This window comes from Bosea sp. F3-2, from assembly GCF_008253865.1.
GTDB lineage: Bacteria > Pseudomonadota > Alphaproteobacteria > Rhizobiales > Beijerinckiaceae > Allobosea.
This window is the reverse complement of sequence record NZ_CP042331.1, coordinates 2883338-2904126: the sequence shown is the minus strand read 5'-3', so window position 1 is coordinate 2904126 and position 20789 is coordinate 2883338. Positions and strand designations below refer to the sequence as shown.

At 66.7% G+C, this 20789-nt stretch carries 22 protein-coding genes; 10 read left to right on the top strand and 12 right to left on the bottom strand.

Annotation, left to right across the window (positions count from 1 at the left end; translation table 11 throughout):
• Positions 1-75: 75 nt before the first annotated feature.
• Positions 76-1017 carry an enoyl-CoA hydratase-related protein gene (locus tag FQV39_RS13360; protein ID WP_187640276.1) on the bottom strand — a complete coding sequence of 314 codons (942 nt, stop codon included), beginning with the start codon at positions 1015-1017 and terminating at the stop codon, positions 76-78.
• Between the two features lie 447 nt (positions 1018-1464).
• Here FQV39_RS13360 and FQV39_RS33160 point away from each other — a divergent pair, with 447 nt between their 5' ends.
• The 8 genes from FQV39_RS33160 (at position 1465) to FQV39_RS13330 (ending at position 7829) form a co-directional block, all read left to right on the top strand.
• Entirely contained in the window at positions 1465-1626 is a 162-nt protein-coding gene (locus tag FQV39_RS33160) for a hypothetical protein (RefSeq protein ID WP_187640275.1), read from the top strand.
• Positions 1627-1681: 55 nt separating this feature from the next.
• Positions 1682-2971 carry a UDP-N-acetylglucosamine 1-carboxyvinyltransferase gene (gene murA, locus FQV39_RS13355; protein ID WP_149130735.1) on the top strand — a complete coding sequence of 430 codons (1290 nt, stop codon included), beginning with the start codon at positions 1682-1684 and terminating at the stop codon, positions 2969-2971.
• Between the two features lie 45 nt (positions 2972-3016).
• On the top strand, positions 3017-3463 hold the full coding sequence (locus FQV39_RS13350) for a DUF2948 family protein (protein WP_149130734.1): 447 nt from the start codon (positions 3017-3019) through the stop codon (positions 3461-3463).
• A 43-nt stretch (positions 3464-3506) separates the two neighbouring features.
• A complete protein-coding gene (hisD, locus tag FQV39_RS13345; RefSeq protein ID WP_149130733.1) occupies positions 3507-4799 on the top strand; it encodes a histidinol dehydrogenase in 1293 nt (430 codons plus the stop codon).
• 37 nt (positions 4800-4836) lie between these two features.
• Complete coding sequence (locus tag FQV39_RS13340; RefSeq protein WP_149130732.1) at positions 4837-5325, top strand: UPF0262 family protein; 489 nt, start codon at positions 4837-4839, stop codon at positions 5323-5325.
• Positions 5326-5432: 107 nt separating this feature from the next.
• Positions 5433-5837, top strand: coding sequence for an arsenate-mycothiol transferase ArsC (locus FQV39_RS13335; RefSeq protein ID WP_149133833.1), 405 nt, complete (start codon positions 5433-5435; stop codon positions 5835-5837).
• Between the two features lie 271 nt (positions 5838-6108).
• A complete protein-coding gene (locus tag FQV39_RS33155; RefSeq protein WP_187640274.1) occupies positions 6109-6375 on the top strand; it encodes a hypothetical protein in 267 nt (88 codons plus the stop codon).
• Positions 6372-7829, top strand: coding sequence for a methyl-accepting chemotaxis protein (locus tag FQV39_RS13330; protein ID WP_187640273.1), 1458 nt, complete (start codon positions 6372-6374; stop codon positions 7827-7829). Before FQV39_RS33155 ends, FQV39_RS13330 begins: the two co-directional genes overlap by 4 nt.
• Here the strand turns inward: FQV39_RS13330 and FQV39_RS13325 are convergent, their stop codons facing one another.
• The 6 genes from FQV39_RS13325 to FQV39_RS13300 form a co-directional block, all read right to left on the bottom strand.
• Positions 7830-9047, bottom strand: a complete 1218-nt coding sequence (locus tag FQV39_RS13325) for a phosphopentomutase (protein WP_149130730.1) — start codon at positions 9045-9047, stop codon at positions 7830-7832.
• 2 nt (positions 9048-9049) lie between these two features.
• On the bottom strand, positions 9050-10678 hold the full coding sequence (locus tag FQV39_RS13320; RefSeq protein ID WP_149130729.1) for an ABC transporter ATP-binding protein: 1629 nt from the start codon (positions 10676-10678) through the stop codon (positions 9050-9052).
• A complete protein-coding gene (locus tag FQV39_RS13315) occupies positions 10675-11850 on the bottom strand; it encodes an ABC transporter permease (RefSeq protein WP_187640272.1) in 1176 nt (391 codons plus the stop codon). The genes FQV39_RS13320 and FQV39_RS13315 overlap by 4 nt, the downstream gene beginning before the upstream one ends.
• A gap of 2 nt (positions 11851-11852) precedes the next feature.
• On the bottom strand, positions 11853-12938 hold the full coding sequence (locus FQV39_RS13310; protein WP_149133831.1) for a microcin C ABC transporter permease YejB: 1086 nt from the start codon (positions 12936-12938) through the stop codon (positions 11853-11855).
• Positions 12939-13092: 154 nt separating this feature from the next.
• A complete protein-coding gene (locus FQV39_RS13305) occupies positions 13093-14961 on the bottom strand; it encodes an extracellular solute-binding protein (RefSeq protein WP_187640271.1) in 1869 nt (622 codons plus the stop codon).
• A 197-nt stretch (positions 14962-15158) separates the two neighbouring features.
• Complete coding sequence (locus tag FQV39_RS13300; protein WP_149130728.1) at positions 15159-15698, bottom strand: c-type cytochrome; 540 nt, start codon at positions 15696-15698, stop codon at positions 15159-15161.
• A gap of 203 nt (positions 15699-15901) precedes the next feature.
• Between FQV39_RS13300 and FQV39_RS13295 the strand changes: the two genes are divergently transcribed.
• Together FQV39_RS13295 and FQV39_RS13290 are read left to right on the top strand one after the other, a co-directional pair.
• Complete coding sequence (locus tag FQV39_RS13295; protein WP_149130727.1) at positions 15902-16645, top strand: 3-deoxy-manno-octulosonate cytidylyltransferase; 744 nt, start codon at positions 15902-15904, stop codon at positions 16643-16645.
• Between the two features lie 8 nt (positions 16646-16653).
• Positions 16654-17508, top strand: a complete 855-nt coding sequence (locus tag FQV39_RS13290; RefSeq protein ID WP_149130726.1) for a prephenate dehydratase — start codon at positions 16654-16656, stop codon at positions 17506-17508.
• A gap of 42 nt (positions 17509-17550) precedes the next feature.
• Here the strand turns inward: FQV39_RS13290 and FQV39_RS13285 are convergent, their stop codons facing one another.
• The 5 genes from FQV39_RS13285 to nudC form a co-directional block, all read right to left on the bottom strand.
• Entirely contained in the window at positions 17551-17781 is a 231-nt protein-coding gene (locus FQV39_RS13285; RefSeq protein WP_149130725.1) for a hypothetical protein, read from the bottom strand.
• Between the two features lie 5 nt (positions 17782-17786).
• Entirely contained in the window at positions 17787-18014 is a 228-nt protein-coding gene (locus FQV39_RS33705) for a helix-turn-helix domain-containing protein (protein ID WP_472840644.1), read from the bottom strand.
• Positions 18015-18183: 169 nt separating this feature from the next.
• Positions 18184-18588: an oxalurate catabolism protein HpxZ gene (gene hpxZ, locus FQV39_RS13275; protein WP_248313359.1), complete on the bottom strand. Its 405-nt coding sequence runs from the start codon at positions 18586-18588 to the stop codon at positions 18184-18186.
• Positions 18585-19757 carry an amidase gene (locus FQV39_RS13270; RefSeq protein ID WP_149130723.1) on the bottom strand — a complete coding sequence of 391 codons (1173 nt, stop codon included), beginning with the start codon at positions 19755-19757 and terminating at the stop codon, positions 18585-18587. The genes hpxZ and FQV39_RS13270 overlap by 4 nt, the downstream gene beginning before the upstream one ends.
• A 55-nt stretch (positions 19758-19812) precedes the next feature.
• The gene (gene nudC, locus FQV39_RS13265; protein ID WP_149130722.1) at positions 19813-20769 is read right to left on the bottom strand and encodes an NAD(+) diphosphatase; all 957 of its coding nucleotides are present in this window, start codon (positions 20767-20769) and stop codon (positions 19813-19815) included.
• Positions 20770-20789: the final 20 nt, after the last annotated feature.

The window sequence follows — 20789 nt, the reverse complement described above, 5'->3', positions numbered from 1 at the left end:
CATCAAAGGTTTCTATGGGAGCAGAGGTAAATGCTTCGTGTGAATCTGTCGCTGCGCCGGATCACTTAGTCGTATTCAGACCGGCGCCAGGTGTCTTTGGTAAACACGCGCCAGCATGCGGTCCTGCGTCTGCGCGATGCGCTGCAGCTTCGAGATCGCGCTGGGGCTCAGCCGCAGCATGCAGTCGGTCCAGATCTGGCCGAGATGGCCGAGTTCTTCGCGCAGGTCGCCGGAGCGGCGGTTGAAGGCGGAGAAGAGCGCCGTCTTGGCTGCGTGGATCGGCAGGGCGTCTGAGCAATACTTGCGGATCCAGGCTTCGCCGGTGCCGGTCGGGACGACCGCCTCGAGCCCACCCGCTGCCATGAACTCCTGCGCGCTCATTTCCTCGCCGGAGAGCAGTATCTGCTCCGCCGCGCGCTGGCCCATCCGGCGCGACAGGATCGCGACGGCGGTGATCGGGAAATGGTTGAACTTGATCTCGGGGTAGACGAACGAGGCCTGTTCCTCGGCGATCATCACGTTGCACGAGCGTGGCGCGTCGATGCCGCCGCCGATCGCCTTGGCGTGGATGGTCGAGAGGGTGATGACCAGCCCGTTGAGGCCGCCCGAATTCCAGATCGCTCCTTCCGCTGACAGACGCGCATATTCAGCGAGCGCGGCGCGATCGTTCTTGGCCAGGCAGTCGAGATAGAAATCCAGGTCGCCGCCGAGCGTGAAGAATGGGCCTGTGCCGCGGAAGGCGAGGAAGCGCACCGGAGCGCGGTGATACTGGTCCGGCGCTCCCCAGAGAGCCGCGATCGCGCTCTGAATCTTCACCAGGCTGTCGAGCAGCTGCAGCGTGAAGACCGGTTTCAGCTCAGGGCGGATCGTGACCCAGAGCGTCTTGATCTCCGGCTCGTAGGCGATCTCCACCTCCGGCAGGAAGCCGGCCCTGTAGCGGATCGCGTCGATGACCTCGCAGCTTTCGAGCAGGGCCGGCGAAACGGCTTCTGCTCCGGTCTTCAAGGACTGCAACACGACGCTACCCCCGGAACTGCCTGATGCCCGCAGACTAAACGAGCTTAACAAACTGTAAACGGAAACTCCCGGAAATGGTTAATAGTGTTAAGCTTTTTTCGCTGACCTAGCGTCATGTCGACGGTCTCGGAGCCGGCTCTTGCCTCGGCCGAGGCAAGAGCCGGGCCTCTTCGGAGGAAGGAAGGCGGCGCAGGAAATTTCGATGGGGCGCGATATCGGGAAAGAAATTGCTGGGATCGGCGGTGCGCGCGCGACGATCGATCCGGTCCCTTTCGAGCTCTGCTTTTGCTGATCCGCAATGGCACAGTGCTTTGCCGCATCCTGAAACGGTGCCTTGGTTCGGCGGCGCTTGTCCGAAGGCCGATGTGGGGATAACCATGGCGCCGCGAATTCGCCGCGTTCCCGCGTTCAAACAGCCAAGTTGCAAAACACCGCCGAGCTGATGCCGTGACCCGCCAGACAACCGAGGACGAGAAGCAGGCGCGCCTTGCCGCCGCGCTCCGCGAGAACCTGAAGCGCCGGAAGGCCCAGGCTCGCGCTCGCCGCTCGGAGGAGGCGAAAGCGCAGAAGCCGGCGCCGCCCGCCCAGGCCGAGCCTCCCCGGTCCTGACTTCCCTTACTCCCATGGGCCCCCGGGTTTCCGCGCGGCCGAGCAGGACCTGACGATGGATAAGATCCGCATCACCGGCGGCCAGCGCCTCAATGGCGCGATTCAGATTTCGGGCGCCAAGAACGCCGCCTTGCCGCTGATGATCGCGAGCCTTTTGACGGACGAGACCCTGACGCTGACCAATGTGCCGCGTCTCTCGGACGTCACCGCGCTCTCGCGCATCCTGTCCAACCACGGTGTCGACCGCACCGTCGCCGGCAAGCGCATCGGCCAGTCGGCAGAGACCGGCCAGAACATCTCGCTGACCGCGCGCCAGATCGTCGATACCTGCGCGCCCTATGAGCTGGTCTCGACGATGCGCGCGAGCTTCTGGGTGATCGCGCCGATCCTGGCCCGCATGGGCGAGGCCAAGATCTCGCTGCCGGGCGGCTGCGCCATCGGCACGCGCCCGGTCGATCTGCTGCTGATGGCGCTGGAGAAGCTCGGCGCCGAGATCGTAATCGAGAACGGCTATGCGCTGGCGCGCGCACCCAAGGGGCTGAAGGGTGGCGAGATCGTCTTCCCGAAGGTTACGGTTGGCGGCACGCACACCGCCTTGATGGCCGCGGTCCTCGCTGACGGCACCACTGTGATCGAGAATGCTGCACGCGAACCCGAGGTCACCGATCTCGCCGCCTGCCTCGTGAAGATGGGTGCCAAGATCGAGGGTGCCGGTACCTCTCGCATCGTCGTGACCGGCGTTTCTCGCCTCGGCGGCGCACATCACGCCGTCCTGCCCGACCGGATCGAGACCGGCACCTATGCCATGGCGGTCGCGATGACCGGTGGCGACGTCGTGCTGGAGGGCGCGCGTGCCGATCTGCTTCAGTCCGCGCTCGACGTGCTGACCAAGGCCGGTGTCGAGGTCGACGAGACCAATGAAGGCATCCGCGTGCGCCGCAACGGCCGCGGCATCGAGGCGGTCGACATCGATACCGATCCCTTCCCCGGCTTCCCGACCGATCTGCAGGCGCAGTTCATGGCGCTGATGACCAAGGCCAAGGGCACCTCGCGCATCCGCGAGACCATCTTCGAGAACCGCTTCATGCATGTGCAGGAGCTCGCCCGGCTGGGCGCGAAGATCCGGCTCGACGGCGACGTCGCCCATGTCGAGGGTGTCGAGAAGCTCACCGGCGCGCCGGTGATGGCGACCGATCTGCGCGCTTCGGTCTCGCTCGTCATCGGCGGTCTCGCCGCCGAGGGCGACACCACTATCAACCGGGTCTATCATCTCGACCGTGGCTTCGAGGCGCTGGAGGCGAAGCTCACGCGCTGCGGTGCGGTTGTGGAGCGCATCAGCGGTTGATTCTCGACGGTTGATTTTCTTGAGGCGGCTCGTCAGAACACGATCATGTCAGACGATGCCGCCGATCCACTCAAGCTCATCGCGCTCGATGCCGACGATCTCTCGGTCGTCTCGGCGCATCTTCAGGATGCGGTGCTGAAGGCTGCCGATCTCCATTATCTGCCGGCCGAGAAGCGCTTTGCACTTGCACTGCGCCGCTTCGACTGGGAGGGCGCGCAGCACGGCAAGCGCCGTCGCCGGCTGGCGGCGTTGCATTTCGACCGGGTACTCTCGGTCCGCAGCGCCAAGCTCGACAAGAACGATCCGGACAAGGTGCTGAACCTTCTCGCCATCACCTTCGATCAAGGCGAGGATCCGGCCGGCGATGTGACGCTGAATTTCTCCGAAGGCGCTGCGATCCGTCTCTCGGTTGAGTGCGTCGAGGCCCAGATGAAGGATCTCGGGCCGGTATGGGAAGCCGTGGCGACGCCTGGCCATCCCGATAACGCCTGATCGCAGCCGTTCATTTCTCGCGAGATTGCCAGGAACCACAGCGATGCCGATCAGGCTCGACGACAGGGATGCACGTTTCGCAGAAGGCTTCGCCGCGCTGCTGTCGGCCAAGCGCGAGGTCTCGGAGGAGGTCGATCGGATCGCGGCCGACATCATCGCCGAGGTCCGCGAGAAGGGCGATGCCGCGCTGATTGGCTATACCAGCCGCTTCGACAGCCTCGAGCTGACGCCGGCGACGCTGCGCGTCAGCGAAGCCGAGATCGATGCTGCGGTTGCTGCCTGCTCCGCGGAACTGCTCGCGGCGCTGGAGACGGCGCGCGACCGTATCGCCGTCTATCACGAGCGTCAGAAGCCCGCTGATTCATGGGTCAAGGATGCCATGGGCGTCGAAGCCGGCTGGCGCTGGAGCGCAATCGAGGCGGTTGGCCTCTACGTACCCGGCGGCACGGCGAGCTACCCGTCCTCGGTGCTGATGAATGCGATTCCGGCGAAAGTCGCCGGCGTGCCGCGCATCGTCATGGTCGCCCCGACGCCGCGTGGCGAGACCAATCCGCTCGTGCTCGCGGCCGCGCGGCTCGCCGGTGTCGACGAGGTCTATCGCATCGGCGGTGCGCAGGCTGTCGCGGCGCTGGCCTATGGCACGGAAACGATCGCGCCGGTCGCCAAGATCGTCGGCCCCGGCAACGCCTATGTCGCGGCGGCCAAGCGCCGCGTCTTCGGGCAGGTCGGTATCGATATGATCGCAGGCCCCTCCGAAGTGCTCGTGATCGCCGACCGTACCGCCAACCCGGACTGGATCGCCGCCGATCTGCTGGCGCAGGCCGAGCATGACGTCTCGGCCCAGTCGATCCTGATGACGGATGATGCCGTGCTCGCTGCCGAGGTCGAGAAGGCGGTCGCCGCGCAGCTCGCGACGCTGCCGCGCGCCGAGATCGCCGGCAGGAGCTGGCAGGAGTTCGGCGCGATCCTGCTCGTGGCTGATCTCGAAGCGGCGGTGCCGCTGGTCGATCGCATCGCGCCGGAGCACCTCGAGATCATGACGGCAGAGCCGGAGCGCCTCGCCGGCCTCATCCGCAATGCCGGGGCGATCTTCCTCGGCGGCCATACGCCGGAGGCGATCGGCGATTATATCGGCGGCCCCAACCACGTGCTGCCCACGGCGCGCTCGGCCCGCTTCTCCTCCGGCCTCGGCGTCGGCGACTTCATGAAGCGAACCTCGCTGCTGAAGTGCGATCCCAACGGTTTGCGGGCTCTGGCCTCGGCCGCGACGCAGCTCGCCGAAGCGGAGGGGTTGCAGGCGCATGGCCGATCCGTGACGATCAGGCTCAATCTCTGAGCGTCGGGAACCGAGCGGCGCTGCGGCGGGAGGAGCGATGTCCGACGTTTCGACTTCCAACAAGCAGTGCCTTGTCGGCGTCACACTTGACGAGAACTCTCTGGGGCGCGGCTCGCCCGATCAGGAGCATGAGCGCGCCGTCGCCATCTACGACCTGATCGAGCGCAACCGCTTCGTCGTGCCGGAGCACGATGGTGGGCCCTATCTCGCCCATCTCGCCATGGTCGAGCGGCGCCTCGTCTTCGAGGTCAAGGGAGCGGACGGCTCGCCGGTCGTGACGCACCATCTCTCGCTCAGCCCGTTCCGGCGCATCATCAAGGACTACGAGCTGATCTGCGAGAGCTACTACGCTGCGATCCGTACGGCGACGCCGACGCAGATCGAGGCGATCGACATGGGCCGGCGCGGTCTCCACGACGAGGCGGCCCACATCCTGGCCGAGCGGCTCGCCAACAAGGTCGAGATCGATTTCGACACGGCTCGCCGCCTCTTCACGCTGATTTACGCTCTCCACTGGAAGGGCTGACGCGCTTGAAGCCCAATGCATTTCCGAGCGACGTGGATACCGGTTCGCGCAATGGAAATGCGGCGGATGTGCCGGCTTTGCCGCGCAAGGTCCAGAGCGTGCTTTTCATGTGTGCGATGAACGCCGTGCGCTCGCCGATGGCCGAGGCGCTGGCCAAGCACTTCTTCGGCAGGTCGATCTATGTCCAGTCGGCCGGCGCCCGCAAAGGCGAGCCCGATGGTTTCGCGCTTTCGGTCCTCGACGAGATCGGCATCGATCTGAGCCGCCACAAGCCGAAATCGGTCGAGGAGCTGGAGGAGTGGGAAGGACTCAACTTCGACCTGATCATCTCGCTCTCGCCCGAGGCGCATCACAAGGCGCTGGAACTCACCCGCACCCACGCCACCGAGGTCGAATACTGGCCGACCGTCGATCCGACGGTGTTCCAGGGCTCGCGCGAGCAGAAGCTCGAGGCCTATCGCGAAGTCCGCGACACGCTGATCAAGCGGATCAAGCAGCGCCTGCAGCGCTGAAGGGCGTCGAGCAGCCCGTCGAGGATCTGGTCGAACGAGGCGGCAGTGCCGGCAACGATGCCGCCGACCATTGAGGTTGCAAGCAGCTGAAGCGTTTAAATGAAATTTTACGCGGTTCGGCTTGGGTGCCGGCCAGCAGCCATCTTCCCACTGGTTCCTGACTATGCCTTCATCCCCCCTCCTGGAGCCTTGCGCAGCGCGCGAGGAGAGGCTTTCGTTGTCCGGTGGCCTCCTGGTTGCTTGTTTTTGCTTGATCGTCAGCTTCGGAGCCATGGCAAGCCTGCCGCGCGCGCAGGACGGCGGCGTGCCGACCGCGATCGTCTTTCCGCCCTGGGTGGGTGCAGCCGAAGCCATTTCCCTGAGCCTTGCAACGGGTCATCGCGTGCTGCGCAGCGGGCGGTTGCCCTCGATCGTCGTGGTTGCGCCTGCGATCCCGGAAAACGCGCCGCCCCTGCCGCCAGGCGCCTGGTTCTTCCTGGTCCTGACCGGTCTTGCCGGCTGCCTCGATACGGCCGCCGCAATGGAAGTCTCGCGATGATCTGGTCACTCCCCGCCGTCCGCCGAAGGGTGGCGCAGGTCCTGCTCGCGCTTGGGCTCCTGCATGTGCCGCTGCTGGCGTTGGTTTTCTGGGCCTATGGCGATAACGGGTTCATGCCCGTCACCACCGCCGCGCTGGCGGCCTTGCTGGCGTTGGTGTCCTATCGCCTGAACGGGCCGGCGATCGTAACCCTGCTCGTCATCGCCGCGATGCTGATCGGGCAGGTCTCGATCCTGGTCTTCAGCTTTGCCGGCCATCCCTGGCAGCCGGACATGCACATGTACTATTTCGCGATCCTGGCGCTGCTCGCCGGGTTCTGCGACTGGCGGCCGATCGTGCTCGGCGCCCTGCTGACGGCGCTGCATCATCTCGTCCTGCAATATGTCCTGCCGGCAGCGGTGTTCTATCAGGGCGGCAACTTGCTCAGGGTCCTGCTGCATGCGGTGATCGTCATCATCGAAACCGCCTTCCTGGCCGTGTTCGCGGTGATCCTGCAGCGCATGTTCACGATGAACGCGGCCAGCCTCGCGCGGGCCGAGGCTGTGGCCGAGCGCGAGCGCGTTGCCGGCGAGAAGGAACGCAGCCTGGCGGAAGAGCTGGGGCGTCGGGCCGGAAAGCTGCGCGATGTCGTATCCGGTTTTCATGTCCAGATGGAGCAGGCCATGGCCGTGCTCGATCATTCCGCCGTGGCGATGAAGGCGGAGGCCGGCGCCTTGACCAGCACCTCCGATCAGGTACGCCGGCAGACGGCGCTGGTCTCCGCCTCGGCGGCGGGCACCATGGAGAGTATCGAGCATCTCTCGGCGGCGAGCACGGAGCTCGTCGCCTCGATCGGCGAGATCGGCCGCAACGCTGGCCATTCCGCTGATGGCTCGAAAACGGCCGCTTCACTGGCGCGCCATGCCAGCGCCGAAATCGAGAACCTCGCGCACAGCAGCGAGAATGTCGGCGCGGTGGTCGAGATCATTCGTGGCATCGCGGCGCAGACCAGCATGCTCGCGCTCAACGCCACGATCGAGGCGGCACGCGCCGGCGAGATGGGGCGCGGTTTCGCCGTCGTCGCCAGCGAGGTGAAGACGCTCTCGGCCCAGACCGCCAAGGCGACGGACGACGTCTCGCATCAGATCGGCGCGATGCAGCAGGCTTCTCACCGTTCGTTGAAGGCGATCCGCGAGATCGTAGAGGCAATCGGGGAGGTCGAGAGCGTCGCCGATGCGATCGCGCTTTCCGTCGACGAGCAAAGCCGGGCAACCGCCGAGATCGCGCATCAGGTGCGGCTGTCCTTCGAGGGGGCGCAGCGGAGCGCCGACGTCGCTGGCGGCTTCGAGATCATGACACAGCAGACACATGGCGCCGCGCAGCAGCTTCAGGGCGCTGCGAATGCGCTGGCTCAGCAGGCGCAGGATATCCGCTGCGAGGTCGCGACCTTCTGCAACCGGGTCGCGGCCGCCTGATTACCAGTGGCGGCCGGGGCCGACCGGGCCGATGCCGAGGAAGACGCCGAGGCTCGCCGCGATATCGGCGAAGCTCTCGCGCCGGCCGAGCGCCACGGGGGCGATGCCCGGGCCGAAGGCGAGGATCGGCACGTGCTCGCGGGTATGGTCGGTGCCGCGCCAGCTCGGATCGTTGCCGTGATCGGCGGTGATGACGGCGATGTCGCCCGGCCTCAGTGCGGCCTCGATGTGTGGAACGAGTCGGTCGAACGCCTCCAGTGCTGCCGCATAGCCCGGAATGTCGCGGCGATGGCCGTATTCGGTGTCGAAATCGACGAGGTTGACGAAGCAGAAGCCGCCGTCGTGCAGTCCGTCCCAGGCTTCGAGCATCGCCTCGACCATGGCCGCATTGCCGAAGGGCTTGATCTCGGTGCCGGTGGCGCGATGAGCGAAGATGTCGCCGATCTTGCCGACGGTGATGACTGTGCGTCCCTGCTCAGCCAGTCGGTCGAGGATCGTCTCCTGCGGCGGCGGGATGGCGAAGTCCTTGCGGTTGCCGGTGCGAGTGAAACCTTCCTCCGGCGAGCCGACGAAGGGTCGCGCGATCACGCGGCCGATCCGCAGCGGATCGACGAGGCCGCGTACGACCTTGCAGAGCGCGTAGAGCCGGTCGAGCCCGAAATGCTCCTCATGCGCTGCGATCTGCAGCACGGAATCGACCGAGGTGTAGCAGATCGGCTTGCCCGTCCGGATATGCTCGGCGCCGAGCTCCTCGATGATCACGGTGCCCGAGGCATGCTTGTTGCCGAGGATGCCGGGCAGGGCGCCTTCCTTGACGATGCCGGCGATCAGCTCCGGCGGGAACGAGTCCTCCAGGGCGGTGAAGTACCCCCACTGGAACGGCACCGGGCAGCCAGCGATCTCCCAATGGCCGGAGGGCGTGTCCTTGCCCTGGCTGACCTCGACGCCGTAGCCCCAGCGGCCCTCGGGCTGCGCCGGCTTCGCGACGCCGGCGAACGGCCGGCCGGTCGATGCCTCGCAGGCATGGGCAAGGCCGAGCCGGGCGAGATTGGGCAGCTGCAATGGGCCGCTGCGCAGTCCTTCGCGATCGCCGCGCCCATCTGCGCAGGCCTCGGCGATGTGGCCGAGCGTGTCCGAACCCGCATCGCCATAGGCAGCCGCATCCGCGGCGCCGCCACAGCCGACCGAATCCAGGACGATCAGGAGGGCGCGGGCCATGCTCAGTCCCTCACTGCGCCGCCATTGGCGGTTTCGAGATTGAGCGCAGCCGCCAGCAGCGCCTGGGTATAGGCCTCGCGCGGCTGGGCGAAGATCGCCTCGGCCGGCCCTTCCTCGACCACCTTGCCGTTCTGCATCACGACCACCCGATGCGAGAGCGCCCGCACGACCTTGAGGTCGTGGCTGATGAAGAGATAGCCCAGCTTGCGCCTGGTTTGCAGGCCGCGCAGCAATTCGACGATCTGCGCCTGCACCGACATGTCGAGCGCCGAGGTCGGCTCGTCGAGCACCACGAATTTCGGATCGAGCGCCATGGCCCGCGCGATGGCGATGCGCTGGCGCTGGCCGCCCGAGAATTCATGCGGGTAACGGTCCATCGCCGCGGGATCCAAGCCGACATCGGCGAGCGCCTGCGCCACGATCTCGCGCTGGCGCTGGTAGGTGAGGTCGGGCTGCTGAATGGCGAGCCCCTCTGCCACGATCTCCGCCACCGACATGCGCGGCGAGAGCGAGCCATAGGGGTCCTGGAAGACGACCTGGAGGTTCTTGCGCTTCGGCCGGACCTGCTTGCTGGAGAGCCCGTCGATGCGGTCGCCGAGGAAGACGATCGGCCCTTCCGAGGAGATCAGCCGTAGGATCGCCAGGCCAAGCGTCGTCTTGCCCGAGCCGGATTCGCCGACGACACCCAGCGTCTCGCCTTCGCGGACCTTCACCGAGATGCCGTCGACCGCCTTCACATGGCCGGTGACGCGGCGCAGCAGGCCCGACTTGATCGGGAACCAGACCTTGACCGGCCCGGCTTCGAGCAGCGTCGCAGCGTCAGTCGGGACGGGGGAGGGGCGGCCCTTCGGCTCGGCGGCGAGCAGGCGCTTGGTGTAGTCGTGCTGCGGGTTGGCGAAGATCTCGCTGACCGGCCCCTGCTCGACGATCTTGCCCTTCAGCATCACGCAGACCCGGTCGGCGATGCGCCGGACGATGCCGAGGTCGTGGGTGATGAACAGCATCGCCATGCCGAGCCGGGCCTGAAGCTCCTTGAGCAGCTTCAGGATCTGGGCCTGCACGGTGACGTCGAGCGCCGTCGTCGGCTCGTCGGCGATCAGCAGCTCGGGTTCGTTGGCGAGCGCCATCGCGATCATCACGCGCTGGCGCTGGCCGCCGGAGAGCTGGTGCGGATAGGCGTCGAGGCGGCTCTTCGCGTCGCGGATGCCGACGAGTTCCAGAAGCTCCAGCGTGCGGGTGCGTGCCTTCTCGCCGCGCAGGCCCTTGTGCAGTTCGAGGATCTCGCCGATCTGCCGCTCGATCGTGTGCAGCGGGTTGAGCGAGGTCATCGGCTCCTGGAACACCATGGTGATGTCGTTGCCGCGCACCTTGCGCATCGCATCCTCGTTGGCCGCAATCAGGTCTTGCCCGTCGAAGACGATCTTGCCGGAGGGGTGATGCGCCGCCGGATAGTTCAAGAGCTTCAGGATCGACAGCGCCGAGACCGATTTGCCGGAGCCGGATTCGCCGACGAGCGCCAGCGTCTCGCCCTTGGCGATCGAGAAGGAGACGCGGTCGACCGCGAGCGTCTCCCGTCCACCCTGGCGGAAGGCGACGGAGAGGTCTTCGACGGAGAGCAGCGGCGCGGTCATGCGAAGGTCTTCCGCGGGTCGAAGGCGTCGCGCACGGCTTCGCCGATGAAGATCAGCAGCGACAGCATCAGCGCGATCACGAGGAAGCCGGAGAGGCCGAGCCAGGGCGCCTGCAGGTTCGCCTTGCCCTGCGCCAGCAGCTCGCCCAGCGAGGGCGAGCCGGGCGGCAGGCCGAAGCCGAGGAAGTCGAGCGAAGTCAATGTGGTGATCGAGCCGTTCAGGATGAAGGGCAGGAAGGTCAGCGTCGCCACCATGGCGTTCGGCAGCAGGTGGCGGATCATGATCGTGCGGTTGGAGAGGCCAAGCGCGCGGGCGGCGCGGACATATTCGAAGTTCCGGGCTCGCAGGAACTCGGCGCGCACCACACCGACGAGGGCCACCCAGGAGAACAGCAGGAGGATGCCGAGCAGCACGAAGAAGCCGGGTGTGATGATCGCGGCGACGATGATCAGCAGATAGAGCGCCGGGATCGAGGTCCAGATCTCGATCAGGCGCTGGAAGATCAGGTCGGTCCAGCCGCCGAAATAGCCCTGGATGGCGCCAGCGGCGATGCCGATCACCGAGGAGAAGGCGCAGAGGATGAGCCCGAACAGCACGGAGATGCGGAAGCCGTAGATCAGCCGGGCGACCACGTCGCGGCCCTGGTCGTCGGTGCCGAGCCAGTTCCATTCGAGGTCGCGGCAGGTCGCGCCGCCGGTACGCTCGGCGATCGGCTTGCACTGCGCGCCGCTGAGCATCCAGGTCGGCGGGGCAGGGGCCGGCACCGGCAGATCGAGATTATGCGTGCGGTAGCTGTAGCGGATCGGCGGCCAGATCGCGAAGCCATTGGCGGCGATCTCCTTGGCGATGACCGGGTCGCGATAGTCGGTGGTGGCGAGGAAGCCGCCGAACTTCTCCTCCGGATAGTTCACCGCGACGGGGAACAGCCACTCGTCCTTGTAGCGCACGAGGAGCGGCCGGTCGTTGGCGATGAACTCGGCGAAGAGCGAGAGCACGAACAGGGCGAGGAAGAGCCAGAGTGACCACCAGCCGCGCTTGTTCGCCTTGAAGTTGTTGAGCCTGCGCCGGTTGATCGGCGAGAGCTTGAGCCAGCCTTGCTTCGCTTCGGCCGGCGCGAGCGGGATGTCGCTGCGCAGGGCCGGCGGCGGGGCGTCGATCAGCGTGTCGCTCATGCTCACGCCTCCCGGCTCTCGAAATCGATGCGGGGGTCGACCCAGCTATAGGTCAGGTCGGTGATCAGATGCACGACGAGGCCGATCAGCGAGAAGATGTAGAGATTGGCGAAAACGACGGGATAGTCGCGGTTGACGATCGCCTCGAAGGAAAGCAGTCCGAGCCCGTCGAGCGAGAAGATCGTCTCGATCAGGAGTGCACCGGCGAAAAGCGCGTGCACGAAGGCGCCGGGGAAGCCGGCAATCACGATCAGCATCGCATTGCGGAAGACATGGCCGTAGAGCACGCCGCGCTCGCTGAGGCCCTTCATCCGTGCGGTCAGCACGTATTGCTTGCGGATCTCGTCGAGGAAGGAGTTCTTGGTCAGCAGCGTCGAGGTCGCGAAGGCGCCGAGCGCCATCGCCAAAACCGGCAGCGTGATGTGCCAGAGATAGTCAGTCACTTTCCCGAACAGACTGAGCTCGCCCCAATTGTCCGAGGTGAGGCCCCTGAGCGGAAAGATCTGCCAGAACGAACCACCGGCGAAGAGCACGATCAGCAGGATCGCAAAGAGGAAGCTCGGGATGGCGTAGCCGACGATGACGACGGCGCTCGTCCAGGTGTCGAAGCGCGAGCCCTCCTTCACCGCCTTGCGGATGCCGAGCGGGATCGAGATCGCATAGGAGAGCAGCGTCATCCACAGGCCGAGCGTGATCGAGACCGGCAGTTTCTCCTTGATCAGCTGCAGCACCGGCGCGTCACGGAAATAGCTGCGGCCGAAATCGAAGCGGGCATAGGCGCCGAGCATCTTCAGGAAGCGCTCATGCGCCGGCTTGTCGAAGCCGAACTGCTTCTCCAGCTCCTTGATGAAGGCGGGGTCGAGCCCCTGCGCGCCGCGATAGGCCGAAGTCTCGCTGTGCGCCCCGGCATCGCCGGCTTGCCCGCCGCCGACGCGGTCGGCCGCGCCGCTGTTCGGATTCTGGAGCTGCGAGATCACGCGCTCGACCGGTCCGCCCGGAGCGAACTGCACGATGACGAAGGAGACGAGCAGGATGCCGAACAGCGTCGGCACCATGAGCGCGAGGCGCCGGGCGATATAGCTCAGCATGCGATAGCTCTGCAGGTACGCGGCTTCATGCTCTCCGTCATGCTCGCCCTTGTGGCGAGCATCCACGTCTTGAACACTGCGTTATCCGAAGGAAGACGTGGATGGTCGGGACAAGCCCGACCATGACGCGATGGGACCGCGTAAGGCTCCACCATCACGCCTTTCCGATCCGCTTGGCCTTCTCGGCGTCGTACCACCAGATCGCGGGCGCGCCGGAGGAGTATTTCGGCTTGGTCTGCGGCCGGTCGTACATGTCCCAATAGGCCAGCCATTCCTCGTCGTTCCACCACATCGGGATCCAGTAGCGCCCGGCCCGCAGCAGCCTGTCGAGGCATTTGGCGGCGACGACGACCTCGGCATAGCTCTTGGCCTGGCCGATCTTCTCGATCATCGCATCGATGGCGGAGTGGCTGATGCCGGCGACATTGCGCGAGCCCTTGGTCTTGGCCGCCTCGGAGCCGTAGATGACGCTGAGCGTGTCGCTCGGGATCGCGCCGCCCGACATCGCACGGCTGATGATGTCGAAATCGAACTCGTCGAGGCGGCGCTGATACTGCGCCGGGTCGACGAGGCGCGAGGTGGCGTTGATGCCGAGGCGCTTGAGATTGGCCTGGAAGGGCTGCGTATGCGGCTGCAGCGCCGGGGTGGAGTCGAGAAACTCGATCTCGAAGGGCTGGCCGTTCGGCAGCTTCAGCACATTGCCGTCGCGCTTGCAGCCGGCGGCGCGCAGCATCTCGTCGGCCTTGCGCAGCAGATTGCGATCGCTGCCCGAACCATCCGAGACCGGCGGCAGGAAGGGCTCGCCGAAGACCTCGTCGGGCACCTTGCCGCGCCAGGGCTCGAGCAGAGCCAGCTCCTCTGGCGAAGGCTTGCCGACCGCCTTGGAATCCGAGTTCTCGAAATAGGATGTCTGGCGCTCGAAGGAGCCGAACATGATGGTCTTGCGCGTCCATTCGAAATCGAAGGCAAGCCCCAGCGCCTCGCGGATGCGCGGGTCGGCGAATTTCTCGCGCCGGGTGTTGTAGATCCAGCCCTGCGAGCCGACGGGCTCGGTTTTCGGCAGGGCTTCCTTCTTGACCTTGCCCTCATGCACGGCGGGGAAGTCGTAGCCCGTCGCCCAGATGCGCGAGGTGAACTCCTCCTGGAAGGTGATGACGCCGCTCTTGAAGGCCTCGAAGGCCACCTGCCGGTCGCGGAAATACTCCCAGCGCACCCGGTCGAAATTGTTGGTGCCGATGTTCACCGGCAGGTCCTTCCCCCAGTAGTCCGGCACGCGCTCGAACTCGATGAAGCGACCCTGCTCGAGACGCCCGACCTTGTAGGGGCCGGAGCCCAGCGGCGGCTCCAGCGTCGAGGCGGTGAAGTCCCGCGTCGACCAGTATTTCTCGGAGAAGACCGGAAGCCCGGCAATGACGAGATGGAGGTCGCGCCCGCGCTTCGGCGAGAACTTCACGACCGCAATGTCGTCGCCCTCGGCTTCCGACGAGACGAGCTCGTTGAGCAGGAGACGGTAGGAGGGATGGCCCTTCGCTTTCAGGATGTTTATCGAGAAGGCGACGTCGCGGGCTGTTACACGCGAGCCGTCATGGAAGCGCGCCTCCGGCCGCAGGCGGAAGCGATAGGTCAGCTTGTCCGAGGAGACCGCGACGCTCTTGGCGAGCAACCCGTAAACCGAGCCGGGCTCGTCGCCGGAGCCGGCCATCAACGTGTCGAAGCAGGCGTCCATGCCGGCGGCGCCGTCGCCCTGCAGGACGAAGGTGTTGAGCGTGTTGAAGGTGTCGAAGCTCTGGTTGCCGCCGCCGCGCTTGATCTGGACCGTGAGCAGGCCGCCCTTCGGCGCCTTCGGGTTCACATAGGCGAAATACGGAAAGTCCGGCGGCAAAGCGAGCTCGCCGAAGGTCGAGAGACCGTGCGTTTCGACGTCCTGCGCCCGCGCCGCCTTGGGAAGTCCGGGCAGGGCTCCTGCGATCGCAGCAGTGCCTGCGGCTTCCAGCAATCTGCGGCGTGTGATGCGCATCGCCATCGTTTCGCGTCTCCGTCTGATTCGCCGCTTTCCTATCTCGCCTGCGCGGAGGGTTACGGCAATGGCCGGCAAGCGTCGGCAAGAGCCGGCAACGATTGAATTGTGCCGGCAAGCCGAAGGCGGGAGCAAGGCGCGCTCAAACAAAAAGCCGGGCAGAGGCCCGGCTTTCTGAAGCAAATGGTCGCAGCTCCCGCCGATCAGGGCTTCGGCAGCGGCTGGGGCGCATCCGCCAGCGAATTCAGATAGGCGACGACGTCGGCGCGGGTCTCGGGCTTGGCGATACCGGCGAAGGCCATCGCGGTGCCCGGCACATAGGCCTTCGGGTTCTTCAGGAAGTGGTCGAGCGCGTCGGCGTCCCAGCTCTTGTCGTTACGGCCCTTCATCGCGGCCGAGTAGCCGAAGCCATCGACCGAGCCCTCGTTGCGGCCATAGACGCCGAAGAGATGCGGGCCGACCTTGTTGGCGCCGCCCTTCTCGAAGGTGTGGCAGGCCTTGCAGGCGCCGACGGCCTTCTCGCCCTTGGCCGGGTCGGCCTTGGCGAGGCGAACCGCGATCGGCTCTTCCGCTGCAGCAGCGGGGCCACCGCCGCCGGCGGCCGGCTCCTCGCTCGGCAGTTCGAAGCCCGGAACGGCCGGCTTCTTCGGCGCGAAGACGATGCCCGCCGCCATGTTGAGGCTCATCACGACGAGCAGCGTGGAGAGAACCGCGCCGGCGATCTTGTTGGCTTCGATATTCATCGTATCCGAACCTTGGTGCCCTCCGCGGCCGAGGCCCGGGAGACGAGATAGCGCATAGCCGGAGTCTCGAAAGCCTCCAGCCTCCGCCGTTGCTTAACCGCTTTGCGCGCTTCATTGCAACTCGTATAAGCACGCTCCGCTTTGAGACTTTTTGACGCCGACCGCCGCATCCAACCGCATCCCTGCCGAGCCCGCCCGGAAACATGTCGAATCCGCTGATCCTGATCCCCGCCCGCATGCAGGCGACGCGCCTGCCCGGCAAGCCGCTCGCCGACATCAACGGCGAGCCGATGATTGTGCATGTCTGGCGTCGGGCGATGGAAACGGGGCTGGGGCCGGTCGCCGTCGCGACGGACACGCCGGAGATCGTCGCGGCTGTGGAAAAGGCCGGCGGCCGCGCTGTCCTGACCCGCTCGGATCATCCCTCGGGTTCCGACCGGATCAAGGAGGCCGCCGATCTGATCGATCCGCAGGGGCGGCACGACGTCATCGTCAATGTCCAGGGCGACCTGCCGACCATCGATCCGCGCGTGATCGCCGCCTCGGTGGCGCCGCTCGCGGACGCCGCCGTCGACATCGTCACGCTCGCCGCGGTGATCACCCGCGAGGAGGAGAAGACGGAGTCCAGCGTCGTCAAGGCGATCGGCAGCGAGGTCTCCCCCGGCCGGATGCGGGCGCTCTACTTCACCCGCGTCACCGCGCCGGGCGGGGAGGGGCCGCTCTACCACCATATCGGCCTCTACACCTATCGCCGTCGCGCGCTCGACCGTTTCGTTTCGCTGCCGCCTTCGCCGCTGGAAAAGCGCGAGCGCCTGGAGCAGCTGCGCGCCGTCGAGGACGGCATGCGCATCGACATCATCGTCGTCGACGATGTGCCGCTCGGCGTCGATACGCCTCATGATCTGGATCGCGCCCGCGCGATCCTGAAGTCCCGTGCAGGAGCCTGAGAGTCCCCATGTCCTTCGTTGTGTCCTACCAGGGTGAGCCCGGAGCCTTCTCCTCGCAGGCGGCTCTCCAGGTGTTTCCGGACTGCGAGCTCCTGCCCTGCGCCACCTTCGAGGATGCGCTCGCCGCCGTCAGCGACGGCACGGCCCGTTACGGCATGATCCCGATCGACAACTCGATCGCTGGCCGCGTCGCCGACATCCATCACCTGCTGCCGCGTTCCGGCCTGCACATCATCGGCGAGCATTTCCTGCCGATCCGCTTCCATCTGATGGGTGTGGCGGGCGCGACGCTGGCGACGGTGAAGACCGTGCAGAGCCACATCCATGCGCTCGGCCAGTGCCGCAAGATCATCCGCAAGCTCGGCCTCAAGGCCGAGGTCGCGGCCGACACGGCCGGCTCCGCCCGGCAAGTCGCCGAGGCCGGTGATGTGACCCGCGCCGCCATCGCCCCGCGCATCGCGGCTGATGTCTACGGCCTCAACATCCTGATGGAAGATATCGAGGACGAGAAGCACAACACCACGCGCTTCGTCGTGCTCTCGAAATATCCGGAATATGCCCGCCAGGGCGGGGCCAAGACCGTAACGACGCTGATGTTCCGCGTCCGCAACATCCCGGCCGCGCTCTACAAGGCGATGGGCGGCTTTGCCACCAACGGCATCAACATGACCAAGCTGGAAAGCTACATGGTCGACGGCCTGTTCTCGGCGACGATGTTCTATGCCGATGTCGAGGGTCATCCCGACGATCCGGCGCTGAGGCGCGCGCTCGACGAGCTCACCTTCTTCTCCAAGGAGATGAAGATCATGGGCGTCTACCCCGCCAGCGACTTCCGCTCCACCATCGAGGAACCGGCGGAGTAGCGTGCCGCAGGCGCATTGCGAGGCCGCGACGGTGCGGACCGCTCAGCGGGCGAGACCGTCCTCGATTGCGGCCCGCGCGGCGATGAAGGCAGCCGCATGCTCCGGCGTCCCGGCCTGCTGCTGTTCGAGCAGGAGAAGGGCCGTCTCGTAGATCTCCCGGATGTCGGCAGGCGTCAGCACGCGCTTGTGGAGCAGGCAGCGCAGCAGTGCCGCCATGGTGCTCGAGGAGACCAGATGGCCGGCCGCCACTTCGCCTGCTGGAGTCTGGTGCATGGCCATCACTGCGCCGACGTCTGGAGCGGTTCGGGCACGTCGTAGCCTTCCGCCGTATAGCTGTTGATCTTGTTGCGCAGCGTACGGATGGCGATGCCAAGCAGATTGGCGGCATGCGTACGGTTGCCGCCGGTCTCGCGCAGGGTGGCCAGGATCAGGTCGCGTTCGACATCGGCGACGGGCAGGCCGACGAGCTGCTCCACGGCGGTCTGCTCAGGATCGAGGTCGTGCATGGTCACGGTCCTTTCCGAGCCCCCGAGCCCCGATGGACCACGCAAGGGGACGCCCTTGATGGTTAAGGAGTGGTAAAGACGGGGAACGAAAAGCGCGGCCCGGTCGCCACGGCGCCCGTCATGCGGTGCGCTGCGGCAGGCCGGGCCGAGTCCCGGCGAGAGACCGTCCTCACCAGGGGCGCGGGCCTTCCATCGTCGAGACATGGGCCGAGACGACCTTCCAGCCCAGCTCGGGGAAACGCACCCAGGTCTGGCTCTGGCGGCCGATGACATCGCGCCCGCGCACCTTGAATTCGAGGTTCACCGTGGCGAGGTCGCGGCCGAGCGTCAGGATCTCCAGTCGGATCCGCTTCTCCTTGATGCCCGGCCCCGGCGGGCGCGCGACGCGGTGGCCATGGATTTCCGCGAAGCCGTAGCCATTTTCGCCCAGCGCGAAGCGGATGGTGTGGGGGCTGTCCCAGAAGGAAGCGTCGAGCACATCGACATTCTTGTCGACCAGCGCCTGCTCATAAGCCTCGAACAGGGCGCTGATCTCGGCGACGACATCAGGCAGGTTCGGGGTCAGGTCGGTCACGCGAGGGCCTCCATGGCTTGGGCGACGGCGATCAGGCTGGCATCGGTGCCGCGCCCGCCGATGACCGAGAGACCGACCGGTGCGCCATCCACGGTCGCGCCTGGAATGCTCACCTGCGGCGAGCCGGTGAGGCCGCCCTGGGCGCAGAGGCAGGTGATGCGGTCGCGCATCGGCTGTAGCTCCGGGATCGACAAACCGCGCAGCGGGGCCGGAAAGGGCGTGGTCGGCAGGCACAGGATCGTGCCGGGCGGCAGCAGATGGCGCAGCCGCGCCCGCGCCTCCTCGCGCATCAGCGCTGCCCAGTTGCGCTCACTCGCAGAGACCTGCGAGCCGGCGATCAGCCCGGCAGCGACGCTGAAGGCCATCCGCGGATTGTGCCGCTCGATCCAGGGCTTGAAGGTCTGCCAGGCTTCGACCGGCTGCAGGCTGCGCTGCGCCCGCGCCCAGACCGAGAGACCTTGCGGCGCCATGATCTCCTCGCGCGCCGGCCCGACGATCCGCTCCAGCTTCCTGACCATCGGCTGCAGCGCATCGGCCACCTCGGGATCGGCGAAGCCGAAGGCATCGACCGCGAGCAGGAGCTTCGTCGGGAGCGCTCCAGGTGCCTCGTCCAGCATGACGCTGCTCACCCGTGCGAAGGTATCCGCATCGCGCGCGAACCAGCCAGCTGTGTCCGAGCTCGGCGCCTGCGGCATCAGCCCGGTCAGGTCGAGCCGGCCATGCGTCGGGCGGATGCCGTAGAGGCCACAGAAGCTCGACGGCACCCGCACCGAGCCGCCAGTGTCGGTGCCCAGCGCGGTGTCGCACAGGCCCGCGGCGACAGCGGCAGCCGAGCCCGATGAGGAGCCGCCGGGCACGCGCTCGGGGGCAGCGCTGTTGGTCGGTGTGCCGTCGAAGGCGTTCTCGCCGAGGATGCCGAGCGAGACCTCATCCGTGATCGTCTTGCCGACGAAATCCGCCCCGGCATCGAGTAAGATCTGCACCGCCCAGGCGTGGCGCGTGGGAACGGGGTTCGCCTTGGCCCAGTCGTGATTGCCGCCGCCGGTTGGCAGGCCGGCGACGTCGAACAGGTCCTTGACCGCGAAGGTCAGCCCGGAAAGCGGCCCGTCGGGATTGCCGGCTATGCGGGCGCGTGGCCCGGCTACGAAGGCGTTGACCGGGTCTGTCATTCAAGGCTCCGCAAAGGCTGTTCGTCGACCGAGATGGCGCAAGCGTGGTGCGCCGTCAGATCCGCTCGCCTTCGAGAGCCCAAGCGCGCACCAGCGTGTTGGCGATGGCGATGTGCTGCGGGCAGGCAAGCCCGTCCGGATGGGTGCCGTCCAGCATCTGCAGCACTTCCGCCCGTGGGAACCAGCGTCCGGCCTCGAGCTCGGTCATGTCGAGGGTGATCTCGTCGCCGAGCGCCTCGGCGATGCAGCCGACCATGATCGAGGAGGGAAAGGGCCAGGGCTGAGAGGCGATGTAGCGGACTTTGCCGACGCGCAGGCCGGCCTCCTCCCAGCTCTCGCGGCGCACCGCGTCCTCCAGTGTCTCGCCCGGCTCGACGAAGCCGGCGATGCAGGAATACATGCCGGGCGCGAAGCGGGCCTGGCGTGCCAGCAGGCAGTTCTCGCCACGCGTCACCAGCATGATCACGACCGGGTCGGTGCGCGGGAAATGCATCGCGCCGCAGGCGGTGCATTCGCGCCGCCAGCCCGAGGTCCCGGCGACGGTCGGCCCGCCGCATTGCGCGCAGAAACGGTGGCGGGCGTGCCAATCCAGAACCGCTTTGGCCTCGCCGAGCGGCCCGACCTCCTCCTCCGGCACGATGCGCTTGAGCGCGACCGAGCGCAGATCGGTCAGGAGCAGTTCCGACCGCTCCTTCAGCGGCTCGATCAGGGCCTTGTCGAGCAGGCGAGCGAAGCGCGGCGTGCCGTCCTCGGCCATGCCGAGGAAGATTTCCTCGGCAGCGGGGCCGAGCATTTCGGTCTCGCCATGGGTGAACCAGACCGAGAGCGAATCGCCGTCGAGCCGCTTCAGGACCGGCGTTTCGCCGACCACCGCCACGATCCGGGTGTCGGATCGGTGGCGCAGCGCCGTCACCGCATCGGGTTTGCTGCGCAGATCCTCGCGCCGGTCGAGCCGATTGATCGCGAACCCGGTGAGGGCGGAGCGTTCGCGGCGGAGCGGGGCGTCGTTCATGACTCGGGTCTAGACCCGCT

Coding starts and splice junctions, on each gene's coding strand:
- FQV39_RS13320 (WP_149130729.1), bottom strand. CDS start 10,678: ATGACCGCGCCGCTGCTCTCCGTCGAAGACCTCTCCGTCGCCTTCCGC.
- FQV39_RS13300 (WP_149130728.1), bottom strand. CDS start 15,698: ATGAATATCGAAGCCAACAAGATCGCCGGCGCGGTTCTCTCCACGCTG.
- hisD (WP_149130733.1), top strand. CDS start 3,507: ATGCCGATCAGGCTCGACGACAGGGATGCACGTTTCGCAGAAGGCTTC.
- FQV39_RS13295 (WP_149130727.1), top strand. CDS start 15,902: ATGTCGAATCCGCTGATCCTGATCCCCGCCCGCATGCAGGCGACGCGC.
- FQV39_RS13335 (WP_149133833.1), top strand. CDS start 5,433: ATGTGTGCGATGAACGCCGTGCGCTCGCCGATGGCCGAGGCGCTGGCC.
- FQV39_RS13330 (WP_187640273.1), top strand. CDS start 6,372: ATGATCTGGTCACTCCCCGCCGTCCGCCGAAGGGTGGCGCAGGTCCTG.
- murA (WP_149130735.1), top strand. CDS start 1,682: ATGGATAAGATCCGCATCACCGGCGGCCAGCGCCTCAATGGCGCGATT.
- FQV39_RS13310 (WP_149133831.1), bottom strand. CDS start 12,938: ATGCTGAGCTATATCGCCCGGCGCCTCGCGCTCATGGTGCCGACGCTG.
- FQV39_RS13290 (WP_149130726.1), top strand. CDS start 16,654: ATGTCCTTCGTTGTGTCCTACCAGGGTGAGCCCGGAGCCTTCTCCTCG.
- FQV39_RS13305 (WP_187640271.1), bottom strand. CDS start 14,961: ATGGCGATGCGCATCACACGCCGCAGATTGCTGGAAGCCGCAGGCACT.
- FQV39_RS13285 (WP_149130725.1), bottom strand. CDS start 17,781: ATGCACCAGACTCCAGCAGGCGAAGTGGCGGCCGGCCATCTGGTCTCC.
- FQV39_RS13340 (WP_149130732.1), top strand. CDS start 4,837: ATGTCCGACGTTTCGACTTCCAACAAGCAGTGCCTTGTCGGCGTCACA.
- FQV39_RS13270 (WP_149130723.1), bottom strand. CDS start 19,757: ATGACAGACCCGGTCAACGCCTTCGTAGCCGGGCCACGCGCCCGCATA.
- FQV39_RS13315 (WP_187640272.1), bottom strand. CDS start 11,850: ATGAGCGACACGCTGATCGACGCCCCGCCGCCGGCCCTGCGCAGCGAC.
- FQV39_RS13325 (WP_149130730.1), bottom strand. CDS start 9,047: ATGGCCCGCGCCCTCCTGATCGTCCTGGATTCGGTCGGCTGTGGCGGC.
- nudC (WP_149130722.1), bottom strand. CDS start 20,769: ATGAACGACGCCCCGCTCCGCCGCGAACGCTCCGCCCTCACCGGGTTC.
- FQV39_RS33155 (WP_187640274.1), top strand. CDS start 6,109: ATGGCAAGCCTGCCGCGCGCGCAGGACGGCGGCGTGCCGACCGCGATC.
- FQV39_RS13350 (WP_149130734.1), top strand. CDS start 3,017: ATGTCAGACGATGCCGCCGATCCACTCAAGCTCATCGCGCTCGATGCC.
- FQV39_RS33705 (WP_472840644.1), bottom strand. CDS start 18,014: ATGCACGACCTCGATCCTGAGCAGACCGCCGTGGAGCAGCTCGTCGGC.